This window comes from Mesorhizobium sp. CA15, from assembly GCF_020165215.1.
GTDB lineage: Bacteria > Pseudomonadota > Alphaproteobacteria > Rhizobiales > Rhizobiaceae > Mesorhizobium.
This window is the reverse complement of record NZ_JAIUHQ010000027.1, coordinates 40,130-50,382: the sequence shown is the minus strand read 5'-3', so window position 1 is coordinate 50,382 and position 10,253 is coordinate 40,130. Positions and strand designations below refer to the sequence as shown.

The following is a 10,253-nucleotide window of genomic DNA, read 5'->3' as shown; positions in this document are numbered from 1 at the left end:
CTTCCTTTCCCTCCGGAGGGGGGAAAGGTGGCGCTGCGAAGCAGCGACGGATTGGGGGAACCACGTGGCAATCAAGCTTCAGGTCGATCAGTCATGCCAGTCACACAAGATTTGTGCATAGCGTAGCCCGCCTTCGCGGGGGCGAGGAAAAAGAGCCCTACTCCGCCGCCACCAGTCCCGCCATCTCGCGGTTCTTCATCAGCTTGTAGACGATCGAATCCATCAGCGCCTGGAAGGAGGCGTCGATGATGTTTTCCGACACGCCGACCGTCCACCAGCGGGCTCCAGTGGAATCGTGCGATTCGACGAGAACGCGGGTGATGGCCTCGGTGCCGCCGTTAAGGATGCGCACCTTGAAGTCGGCGAGCTCGAGATCGGCGATCTCGTTCTGGTATTTGCCGAGATCCTTGCGCAGCGCGATGTCGAGCGCGTTGACCGGGCCGTGGCCTTCGGCCACCGACATCTTCTCCTCGCCGTCGACCTCGACCTTCACGATCGCCTCGGAGACGGTCTTCAGATTGCCGTTGGCGTCGAAGCGGCGCTCGACCATGCAGCGGAAGGAGGTGACGTTGAAGAACTCCGGCAGGCCGTGCAGCATCTTGCGGGCAAGCAGCTCGAACGAGGCGTCGGCGCCCTCATAGGCATAGCCCTCAGCCTCGCGCTCCTTGACCACTGCAATCAGCGCGTCGAGCCGGTGATCGTCCTTCGGCACGTCGATGCCGCGCCGCTTCAGCTCGGCGAGGAAATTGGCCTTGCCGCCCTGGTCCGAGACCATGACGCGACGGCGGTTGCCGACGGCTTCCGGCGGCACATGCTCATAGGTCGCCGGCTCCTTGGCCAGGGCCGAGGCGTGGATGCCGGCCTTGGTGGCGAAGGCGGAGGAGCCGACATAGGGCGCCTGGGCTTCCGGCGCGCGGTTGAGCAATTCGTCGAAGGCGCGGGAGAGCCTGGAGATTCCGGTCAACGCCTCGGCCGAAATGCCGGTTTCGAAACGATCGGCGAAGGCGGGCTTCAGCGAAAGCGTCGGGATGATGGAGATGAGATTGGCGTTGCCGCAGCGCTCGCCGATGCCGTTCAGCGTGCCCTGGATCTGGCGCACGCCGGCTTCGACGGCGGCGAGTGAATTCGCCACCGCCTGGCCGGTATCGTCATGGGCATGGATGCCGAGATAATCGCCCGAGATGCCGTGCGCGATCACCTTGCCGACGATTTCGCGCACTTCCGAAGGCTGCGTGCCGCCATTGGTGTCGCACAGCACCACCCACCGCGCGCCGGCATCATAGGCGGTTTTGGCGCAGGCCAGCGCGTAACCCGGATTGGCCTTGAAGCCGTCGAAGAAATGCTCGCAGTCGACCATGGCCTCCTTGGCCGAAGCGACCGCCGCCTCGACCGAGGTCTTGATCGATTCCAGATTCTCTTCATTGGTGCAGCCGAGCGCGACGCGCACATGATAGTCCCAGCTCTTGGCAACGAAGCAGATGGCATCCGACTTCGACTGCACCAGCGCGGCCAGCCCCGGGTCGTTGGAAGCCGAGACCCCCGGCCGCTTCGTCATGCCGAAGGCGACGAATTTCGCGCTCTCAGTGCGTTTCTTCTGGAAAAACGTCGTGTCGGTCGGGTTGGCGCCCGGATAGCCGCCCTCGACATAGTCGATGCCGAAGTCGTCGAGCAGCTTGGCGATCGCGATCTTGTCCTCGACGGAAAAGTCGATGCCTGGCGTCTGCTGGCCGTCGCGAAGAGTCGTGTCGAAGAGGTAAAGGCGTTGCTTGGTCATGGCTGTAGCTCGAAAGGCTGCGATCCTTCGCCGTGGAGAGCGACGTGCATCACTATTTCCCCGCGAACCGATCGGTCGCCCGGATCAGCCGGTCCAGTATCCCGGGCTCCGAATAGGCGTGGCCTGCCCCCTCGATGAGGTGGAAATCCGCCTTCGGCCAGGCCTTGTGCAGCGCCCAGGCATATTTCGCCGGGCACGGCATGTCGTAGCGGCCGTGGACGATGGTGCCGGGGATGTCCTTCAGCTTCCAGGCGTCGCGCAGCAGCTGCCCCTCCTCCAACCAGCCGGCATGGACGAAATAATGGTTCTCGATACGGGCGAAGGCGATCGCGTAGTCGTCCCGGGCGAACGGGTCGCTGGTCTCGGGCTCGGGAAGCAGCGTGATCGTCTCGCCTTCCCAGATGCTCCAGGCACGGGCGGCCTCAACTTGAGCCTTGCGGTCGGAGCCGACCAGCCGCCTGCGATAGGCGGCCATCATGTCGCCGCGCTCGGCCTCGGGGATCGGCGCCAGGAAGCGCTCCCATTTGTCAGGGAACATCTCGGAAACGCCGAACTGATAATACCATTCGAGCTCGGCGCGGGTCAGCGTGTAGATGCCGCGCACGACGAGCTCGCTGACACGCTCGGGATGCGTCTCGGCATAGCCGAGCGCCAGCGTCGAACCCCAGGAGCCGCCGAACACCAACCATTTGTCGAAGCCGGCCATCTCGCGCAGGCGCTCGATATCGGCGACGAGGTGCCAGGTGGTGTTCGCCTCCAGCGAGGCGTTGGGTGTCGACCTGCCGCAACCGCGCTGGTCGAACAGGATGACGTCATAGAGTTTCGGGTCGAACAGGCGCCGGTGTTTCGGCGAGATGGTGCCGCCCGGGCCGCCATGCAGGAACACGGCGGGTTTGGCGCCCTTGGTGCCGCAGCGCTCCCAATAGACGGTGTGGCCGTCGCCGACGTCGAGCATGCCGGAATCGAACGGCTCGATCTCGGGGTAGAGCGTACGCAAGGAACCGCTGTGGATCGTCATAGTTTCAAGCCCTGCTGCGGCCAGTTGGCCGTCTCGTGGTCGGGATGCTGGAAGGAGATGATCTGCTCCTGCCGCCGATAGAAGTCGGGGTCGTCAAGGATCGGCGCCTCGAAGATCTTTTCCACCCAGGGCAGGCGAACCGCGTAATTCACCTGGATCTGCGGCGCGAGGTCGGAGCGGTCGTCGAAAGCGCCGATGGCGATCTCCAGCGAGCCGGGCTGGCGATAGGTCAGCGGCGTGCCGCAGCGGGCGCAGAAGCCGCGGTCGATGTTGACCGAGGACTGAAAGTAGCTCGGCTCCTCATGGGTCCACTCGACGCCGTCCTTCGGCACCGTCACCAGCGCGCCGAAGAAATTGCCGAACTGTTTCTGGCACATGCGGCAATGGCAGATGGACGGGCGCCCGAGCTTGCCGTGGACGCGGAAACGTACGGCGCCGCACTGGCAGCCGCCTGTTCGAACTTGATCGGTCATGGTCTTTCCTCCGGCGGCCATTGGTCGGTGTCGTGATCGGGATGCTGATAGGAGACGAGCTCGGCTAGGTAAGGCGCAGACGCGATATCGGCCATCGTGTCCTCGGACGGCAGTTTGGGGATGGCGTCGACATAGGGAAGCTTTGCTTCGATGCCCCACTGGATGGTGGGCGCGATGCCGGTCGGATCATCGAAGGCGGCGATCGCCAGTGCTGTGCCGTCCGGTGCCTCGAAAGTCAGCGGCGTTCCGCATTCGGCGCAGAAGCCGCGCCAGACGGCGTTGGACGAGCGGAAGCGCTTCGGCTCGCCGCGCGTCCAGTCGAGCGTGGCGCCGCGCACCGAGACCAGCGGCAGGTAGAAATTGCCGCTCGCCTTCTGGCACATGCGGCAATGGCAGACCGAAGCGTCACCCAGCGCGCCCTCGACGCGGAAGCGCACGGCGCCGCACTGGCAGCCGCCTGTATAGACCGGCCGGTTGTCGAGGCTCATCGCTCACTCCTGATCATCGGCTTACTCCGCATCATGGCAGACCGCCTCGACATTGTTGCCGTCGGGATCGAAGACGAAGGCGCCGTAATAGTTGAGGTGGTAGTGCGGCCTCAGGCCCGGCCCACCATTGTCCTTGCCGCCTGCGGCAAGCGCTGCCGCATGGAAAGCGTCGACCTCGGCGCGGCTGCGGGCGGTGAAGGCGACATGCTGGGTGGATTTGGGCTTGTCCGTGCTATCGCTCAGCCAGAACACCGGCCGGTCGCGGCCGTAGCCGCCAACCTTGGCGCCGCCGGTATATTCTTCCGGCACCATGTAAAGCAGCGAAGCCCCCAGTGGCGCCATCGCCTTGTCGTAGAAGGACTTGGACTTTTCGAAGTCGGATACATTGACGCCGAGATGATCGATCACGGGACGAGCTCCTCCGTTTGTGGCGCGGGCGCATCGGCTAGGCCGGCCACGATGACGATGTGCTTGCAGGCATTGTCGATATCGCGGATCACGTCGTCGTTCCAGAAGCGCGGGATGGTCCAGCCTAAAGCTTCGAGCTTCGCGGTTCGTGCAGTATCGGACGCCGACACTTCAGCAAGAGTGTGCTGAGAGCCATCGATCTCGACGATCAGCTTTTTGTCGGGGCAAGCAAAGTCGACGATGTATCCTGCGATAGGCATTTGGCGTCGGAATGACAGGCCCATGAGCCTATGTGCCCTGATCTCGTTCCAGAGCTTCAGTTCCGCATCTGTCATTTGCTTGCGCATCTTGCGCGCATTGCCGCGATTGGCGGGAGATACCCGATGATGGGTCATCGCGAGGCCCCCCTCTCTGTCCTGCCGGACATCTCCCCCTCAAGGGGGGAGATTGGATGTCGCCTAGCCTTTCGCCAATCGCCAACGTTGGAGATGGGACGCTGTCGCCGAAGCTGCTGATCTCCCCCCTTGAGGGGGAGATGCCCGGCAGGGCAGAGGGGGGCGCCTCGCGCCAACCTCTCCACTAAAGGAACATCCGTCCTCACCGCTTGATCTCCCACGTCGTCACGCGCTCGCCGGTGGCAGGATCCTTGCCGTCTTTCAGCTGCACCCCCTGTGCCAACAGCTCTTCGCGGATTCGATCGCCCTCGGCCCAGTTCTTGGCAGCGATAAACTCCAGACGATCCGCGATCGCTTTTGCCACCGCCGCCTCGTCCACCTTGGCCGCGCCCGTATCGAAACCGAGGAAGGCCAGCGCTGCCTTTAGCGAAGCGGCTGCGCCACCCCCGACGTCGCCGCCGGCATCGACTGCCTCGCCGGCGAGCTGCGTCAGCCGCTGGAAGGCGGTGTAGGTGGCGAGGTCGTCCGACAGCGCTTCCACCACCTCGGCCGGCAATTCTTTTGCCGCCACAGGCGCGAGGTCGGCGGCGCGCTTCCATTTGCGCAGCGTGTTTTCGGCTTCCTCCAGCTTGCGCACGGAGAAGTCGATCGGCTCGCGGTAATGCGTCATCAGCATCGCCAGCCTGAGCACCTCGCCCGGCCAGGCGCGGCTGCCGAAAGTGTCGGTCTCCAGCAGCTCATGGATCGAGAAGAAATTGCCGAGGCTCTTCGACATCTTCTGGCCTTCGACCTGCAGGAAGCCATTGTGCATCCAGACATTGGCCATGACCTTGGTGCCGTGGGCGCAGCGCGACTGGGCAATCTCGTTCTCGTGGTGCGGGAAGATCAGGTCCAGCCCGCCGCCATGGATGTCGAAGACCTCGCCAAGATAGGCGGCCGACATGGCCGAGCATTCGATGTGCCAGCCGGGCCGTCCCCTGCCCCACGGGCTCTCCCAGCCGGGCTCTTCCGGGCTCGACAGTTTCCACAGCACGAAATCGCCGGGGTTCTTCTTGTGCGCGTCGACAGCGATGCGCGCGCCGGCCTGCTGCTCGTCGAGATTGCGCTTCGAGAGCTCGCCATAGTCCGGCATCGAGGCGGTGTCGAACAGCACCTCGCCGCCGGCGACATAGGCGTGGCCGCGCTCGATCAGCTGCCGGATCAGCGACAGCATGTCGGCCTTGCCGTCGGCGCGCGGCGCGACGAACTCGGTCGCACGCGGCTCGTAGGTGGGCTCAAGGCAACCGAGTGCGGCGACATCCTTGTGGTACTGATCGGCGGTCTTTTCGGTGACCTTGCGGATCGCGTGGTTGAGCGACAGCTTTCCGGCCGCGATGTCGCCGCCGAAGTCGCGCAGCGCCCTGGCATTTATCTTGTCGTCGACATCCGTGATGTTGCGCACATACGTGACATGGCTTTCGCCGTAGAGATGGCGCAACAGACGGAAGAGCACGTCGAAGACGATCGCCGGACGCGCATTGCCGATATGGGCAAAGTCGTAGACGGTCGGGCCGCAGACATACATGCGCACGTTGTGCGGATCGATCGGAACGAAAAGTTCCTTCGCCCGCGTCAGCGTGTTGTAGAGGCTGAGGCCCTTCGATGCGTCCGACATGCGGTCCCGGTCCTTAATTTGGGTTCCCTGGAACCAGCTCTGCGCCGTTGGCGCAAATCAGGCTCCAGCCTGCTGGCCGGGGCGTTTTTTCCGATCTGGGGAAAGATGAGGCGAAAACGTCCGGACCAGCGCGAGGCTAGCCAATAATGCAAATGCCACAAATGGCGAAAGACGTTTTCATGGGCGGCTTTATCGCGCCGGCGGGTGTTGCCGTCAAGTCGCTCCGCTCAGGAAACATGTCGTTGGGTCACAGGTAAAGACAGGCCGAAACATTTTATTAAACATGTCGGCACAGTGATGAAACATTCGCCGACTAGACCGCCAGAAGTCACGATTTGGTCGGAATCAGCCGACAAACGCTGAACACGAAACCGTTACCAGGGAGAGAATCATGGCTCGCACCAAGCAGGAACAGGACCGACAAACGCAGTCGGCTCTCGCCAGCCACTACCGCGCGATCGGCCCGGCGGCCATCGTCGCAGCGCTTCTTCACACCGCGAAGAAGAAGAAGCCGACGCAGAAGATCGTCTCGCCGCGCGCCGCCTGACAAGAACGACCGGCACGGTTCCCAACCATGGGGACGCCGGCGATGAGGGCGCAAACAAGCGCCCTGGAGATGAAGGCCCCAAAGCAGCCTATCAAGGCGAGCAGCCTTTGCTAAAAGAGCGTCATCTGGTTTTCGTCCGCGCCGGGCTTCTGGCGCCTGGGCTTTTCGGCCTGTGGCGAAATGATGCCGCGCTCCTGGATCTCCGGCCCGGTGTTGGCGACCTTGTTGACCAGGTCTGAAACCGGAATCGCCTCGAAGAAATCGGGCTCGGCGGGCTTCAGCAGATCGAGCACGTCGCGCGGCTCCTGCGTGCGACAATCGAGCCAGCGGGCGAAGTCGCACTCCTCGATCACCACGGGCATGCGGTCGTGGATATGGCCGATGCCGGCATTGGCTTCGGTCGTGATGATCGCACCGGTATCCATCTCGGAACCGCCAGGTTCGGAGTAAGTCTCGATCAGGCCCGCGAAGGCAATCACCCCACCTCGCTTCGGCCGGATCCAGTAAGGCTGGCCCTTCTTGCCGCCCGACTGCTGCCATTCGTAAAAGCCGGAGGCCGGCACCAGAGCGCGGCGGTGGCGCATGGCAGTCTTGAACGAAGCCTTTTGCAGCACGCCTTCGGAGCGGGCGTTGATGAGCAGCGGAAACGCCTTTGTGTCCTCGACCCAGGTAGGAATCAGGCCCCAGCGCACCAGAATCGCCTGGCGGTCCGGCAGGTTCGAGCCCGGCTCCCGTTGCGGCCCGGCAAGCGCCATAAGCACCGGCTGCGTCGGCGCGATGTTGTAGCGCGCCGGAAATTCCTCCAGCTCGGTCAGGCCAAGGAAGGCGGCGGTCTGGTCCGGCGTAGCGGTCAGGGCAAAGCGTCCGCACATGGATCTGGGTTCTTCGATTGACGTGCCACGAAAGTGGCGATGGAACCGCCAGGCTGCAACGGCTAAAGCTGGATTCGCCCAATCGATCCACAAAAGGCTGCAGAAAGATCGGCACGCATGGAACAGCGCAAGATCATACCGGCCGTTTCCGTCGCCGTCGTGCGCGGCGGCACCGTGCTTCTGGTCAAGCGCGGGCGGGCGCCGTCGCAAGGGCTCTATGCCTATCCCGGCGGCAAGGTCGAGCCGGGCGAAACGCTTGCGCAAGCCGCGGCGCGCGAGTTGCAGGAAGAGACCGGGCTCGAGGCAACAGGCTACCGGCCGCTACGCGACATCCTTATCAACGGCCATGCTGAAAACCACGCGGTCGACTACCTGCTGACCGTGTTCGGCGCTGCCTATGCCGGCGGCGAACCCGTCGCCAGCGACGATGCCGAGACCGCTGCGTTCTACACGCTGGCGGAAATGGCAGGAATGCCGCTTGCCGGCGACGTGTTCTCGGTCGCCGAGGAATTGCTTGGGTCAGCGCAAGGCGCCGGGCGGTGAGCGTCCAGAATGGCCTTGCAGGCGACGAAATGTTTCGCCACAAAACCCTACTCTTTCATCGCAAGGCTTTGATGACCCGCGCTTCCGCTTTTCTCGCCGCCTGCCTCGCCGTCAGCATGACCGTCGCAGCGTCCTCGGCGCCCGCCGCCGAGGCGCCTTTCGAGCCCGGGCTGATGCGGCTGGCGGAAGTGCTGGGATCGCTGCACTTCCTGCGCAACCTGTGTGGCGAGAAGGGCGACAAGTGGCGGGGCGAGATGGAAAAGCTGCTCGAATCGGAAAATCCCGATCCTGACCGGCGCGCCCGTTTCATCGCCTCGTTCAACCGCGGCTACCGCTCCTTCAGCGGCACCTACACGCGATGCACGCCTTCGGCGACCGAGGCCATCGCGCGCTACATGAAGGAAGGCGAGACACTGTCGCGCGATATCGCCTCCCGCTACGGCAATTGAGCCCGGCTCGGCCGCTGCACGTTTTGCGCAGATTTGTTGCGGGCAATCGGCACCAATGTGACGTGCCTTATTGTGTCCTGTCCCGCTCTGGTGCAATCATGTGTTGCACTTGCGCAACAGGATTAATGAAACGTTAGCGCGCAGTTGTGGAATTAACTCAAACTGAAGGTTTCGATGCCCCAAGCCGGTCTAATCGGCTAAGCTTGGCATCAATTGAGGGCAGTCTCGCCCGGAATGTGGATTTCGACCGTAAAAATGTCGTATTTACAAAGACTTAATTGCGACTGCGGACGAACTGACAGACCAAGCCGGATCCCTCGTCGGATCGACGCTTGTAGAAAGTGGATATCGCAATGGAACATGGTGTCAGCGACATCGACGCTTTGGTCAGGGAAGAAAAGCGGCTGACTGCCGTGGAGAGCCACAGCGAAGCGTGGGCCGAGGGCCTGTCGGCCGGCATCGAACCGGAAATCATCGCCGAAGCGGCGCTGGAGACCGCTTTCGGCGAGATGTTGCGCGCCAATGGCGAGACCTCGGCGCTTGCCCTGCTCGACCGCATGCGGGAAAAAGTGATCGCCGGCGCGTTCGAGCCGGAACGGCTGAAGCACTAGCCACCCGTTTTGACAGCGACTTTTTGATAGTGACTTTTGACGCGCCGTTTGGGCATCATGTCCATGCGCTCGGACATTCAATGTGCCGGCCGGGCCGAGCCCGGGAACCATGGAGAGGCAAGCGGTGAGATTTTCGATGTCAGGTCGGCCGCGCGGGCTGGCCCTCAGCATCCTGATCGCCGCCTCCTGCCTGGCGCTGCCTCTGTGCCTTACCAGCACGCCTTCCTACGCGCTGAGCGAGATTCAGCGCGAGGACGTGCCTTCGCCGGTCACCCCGCCCGCCAATAGCGACAGCGTCGCGCCCGGCGCTGCCGTGCCGATGCCGGAGCCGCCCGGCACCAAGCCCGCGGACGGCCAGCCGGCCGACGACACCGACAAGTCGGAGCCGGAGACGCCGCCCGCCAATGGCGGCATCACCAGCCCACGCGCAGACCCTGACGCGCCGCCGCCCGCGGTCGTCTACGACCTCAACACGCTTCCCGAACCAGTCAAGCGCATGCACGGGCTGCTCATCGAGGCCTGCCGGACCGGCGACATCGAGAAGCTGAGGCCGCTGATCGGCAAAGGCGATTCCATGACGCAACTGTCGCTGGGCGATATCGATGGGGACCCGGTCACCTTCCTCAAGAGCCTTTCGGGCGACGGCGACGGCCAGGAAATCCTCGCCATCCTGGAAGAGGTGCTTTCGGCCGGCTATGTGCATGTCGACACCGGCACGCCGCAGGAACTCTATGTCTGGCCGTATTTCTTCGCGCTGCCGCTCGACAAGCTCGATGCCAGGCAGCGCGTCGAATTGTTCAAGCTGGTCACGGCCAGCGACTATGACGACATGAAGCAGTTCGGCGCCTACATCTTCTACCGCGTCGGCATCACGCCGACGGGACAGTGGCTGTTCTTCGTCGCCGGGGATTGAATTTCGCCCTTACTCGGTAAGGCTGGCGGGACAGCGCCCCCCTCTGTCCTGCCGGACATCTCCCCCACTTGGGGGGAGATCAGATGTCACGCCGGCTTTCGCCAATCA

The 10,253-nt window shown here is 63.5% G+C and carries 13 protein-coding genes; 5 read left to right on the top strand and 8 right to left on the bottom strand.

What is annotated here, in order from left to right:
- Positions 1 to 157: 157 nt before the first annotated feature.
- The 7 genes from cimA to cysS all read right to left on the bottom strand — a co-directional run bounded on the left by cimA (position 158) and on the right by cysS (position 6,210).
- Positions 158 to 1,774: a citramalate synthase gene (cimA, locus tag LB515_RS26870; RefSeq protein WP_224709504.1), complete on the bottom strand. Its 1,617-nt coding sequence runs from the start codon at positions 1,772 to 1,774 to the stop codon at positions 158 to 160.
- Between the two features lie 52 nt (positions 1,775 to 1,826).
- Entirely contained in the window at positions 1,827 to 2,792 is a 966-nt protein-coding gene (pip, locus tag LB515_RS26865; RefSeq protein WP_224709503.1) for a prolyl aminopeptidase, read from the bottom strand.
- A complete protein-coding gene (locus LB515_RS26860) occupies positions 2,789 to 3,265 on the bottom strand; it encodes a GFA family protein (RefSeq protein WP_095767181.1) in 477 nt (158 codons plus the stop codon). Before LB515_RS26860 ends, pip begins: the two co-directional genes overlap by 4 nt.
- Positions 3,262 to 3,753 (bottom strand): GFA family protein, encoded by a 492-nt coding sequence (locus tag LB515_RS26855; RefSeq protein WP_095766961.1) that lies wholly within the window; start codon positions 3,751 to 3,753, stop codon positions 3,262 to 3,264. The genes LB515_RS26860 and LB515_RS26855 overlap by 4 nt, the downstream gene beginning before the upstream one ends.
- Positions 3,754 to 3,774: 21 nt before the next feature.
- Positions 3,775 to 4,161: a VOC family protein gene (locus tag LB515_RS26850; protein WP_224709502.1), complete on the bottom strand. Its 387-nt coding sequence runs from the start codon at positions 4,159 to 4,161 to the stop codon at positions 3,775 to 3,777.
- Entirely contained in the window at positions 4,158 to 4,556 is a 399-nt protein-coding gene (locus LB515_RS26845) for an endonuclease domain-containing protein (RefSeq protein ID WP_224709501.1), read from the bottom strand. The genes LB515_RS26850 and LB515_RS26845 overlap by 4 nt, the downstream gene beginning before the upstream one ends.
- Positions 4,557 to 4,758: 202 nt before the next feature.
- Positions 4,759 to 6,210: a cysteine--tRNA ligase gene (gene cysS, locus LB515_RS26840; protein WP_224709500.1), complete on the bottom strand. Its 1,452-nt coding sequence runs from the start codon at positions 6,208 to 6,210 to the stop codon at positions 4,759 to 4,761.
- 391 nt (positions 6,211 to 6,601) lie between these two features.
- Here cysS and LB515_RS26835 point away from each other — a divergent pair, with 391 nt between their 5' ends.
- Positions 6,602 to 6,757: a hypothetical protein gene (locus LB515_RS26835; protein ID WP_224709499.1), complete on the top strand. Its 156-nt coding sequence runs from the start codon at positions 6,602 to 6,604 to the stop codon at positions 6,755 to 6,757.
- A gap of 110 nt (positions 6,758 to 6,867) precedes the next feature.
- Here the strand turns inward: LB515_RS26835 and LB515_RS26830 are convergent, their stop codons facing one another.
- Positions 6,868 to 7,629, bottom strand: coding sequence for an SOS response-associated peptidase (locus LB515_RS26830; protein WP_224709498.1), 762 nt, complete (start codon positions 7,627 to 7,629; stop codon positions 6,868 to 6,870).
- A gap of 117 nt (positions 7,630 to 7,746) precedes the next feature.
- On the opposite strand from LB515_RS26830, the gene LB515_RS26825 reads away from it, so the two are divergent.
- The 4 genes from LB515_RS26825 to LB515_RS26810 all read left to right on the top strand — a co-directional run bounded on the left by LB515_RS26825 (position 7,747) and on the right by LB515_RS26810 (position 10,145).
- Entirely contained in the window at positions 7,747 to 8,172 is a 426-nt protein-coding gene (locus LB515_RS26825) for an NUDIX hydrolase (protein WP_224709497.1), read from the top strand.
- A 71-nt stretch (positions 8,173 to 8,243) separates the two neighbouring features.
- Entirely contained in the window at positions 8,244 to 8,621 is a 378-nt protein-coding gene (locus tag LB515_RS26820) for a TIGR02301 family protein (protein WP_224709496.1), read from the top strand.
- 353 nt (positions 8,622 to 8,974) lie between these two features.
- Positions 8,975 to 9,232, top strand: a complete 258-nt coding sequence (locus LB515_RS26815; RefSeq protein ID WP_040984202.1) for a hypothetical protein — start codon at positions 8,975 to 8,977, stop codon at positions 9,230 to 9,232.
- A 124-nt stretch (positions 9,233 to 9,356) separates the two neighbouring features.
- A complete protein-coding gene (locus LB515_RS26810) occupies positions 9,357 to 10,145 on the top strand; it encodes a hypothetical protein (protein ID WP_224709495.1) in 789 nt (262 codons plus the stop codon).
- Positions 10,146 to 10,253 lie beyond the last annotated feature (108 nt).

Excerpts from the sequence above, each read along its gene's own strand:
- LB515_RS26845 (WP_224709501.1), bottom strand. The coding sequence starts at position 4,556 with ATGACCCATCATCGGGTATCTCCCGCCAATCGCGGCAATGCGCGCAAG.
- LB515_RS26860 (WP_095767181.1), bottom strand. The coding sequence starts at position 3,265 with ATGACCGATCAAGTTCGAACAGGCGGCTGCCAGTGCGGCGCCGTACGT.
- LB515_RS26855 (WP_095766961.1), bottom strand. The coding sequence starts at position 3,753 with ATGAGCCTCGACAACCGGCCGGTCTATACAGGCGGCTGCCAGTGCGGC.
- cimA (WP_224709504.1), bottom strand. The coding sequence starts at position 1,774 with ATGACCAAGCAACGCCTTTACCTCTTCGACACGACTCTTCGCGACGGC.
- pip (WP_224709503.1), bottom strand. The coding sequence starts at position 2,792 with ATGACGATCCACAGCGGTTCCTTGCGTACGCTCTACCCCGAGATCGAG.
- LB515_RS26820 (WP_224709496.1), top strand. The coding sequence starts at position 8,244 with ATGACCCGCGCTTCCGCTTTTCTCGCCGCCTGCCTCGCCGTCAGCATG.
- cysS (WP_224709500.1), bottom strand. The coding sequence starts at position 6,210 with ATGTCGGACGCATCGAAGGGCCTCAGCCTCTACAACACGCTGACGCGG.
- LB515_RS26815 (WP_040984202.1), top strand. The coding sequence starts at position 8,975 with ATGGAACATGGTGTCAGCGACATCGACGCTTTGGTCAGGGAAGAAAAG.
- LB515_RS26830 (WP_224709498.1), bottom strand. The coding sequence starts at position 7,629 with ATGTGCGGACGCTTTGCCCTGACCGCTACGCCGGACCAGACCGCCGCC.
- LB515_RS26835 (WP_224709499.1), top strand. The coding sequence starts at position 6,602 with ATGGCTCGCACCAAGCAGGAACAGGACCGACAAACGCAGTCGGCTCTC.
- LB515_RS26825 (WP_224709497.1), top strand. The coding sequence starts at position 7,747 with ATGGAACAGCGCAAGATCATACCGGCCGTTTCCGTCGCCGTCGTGCGC.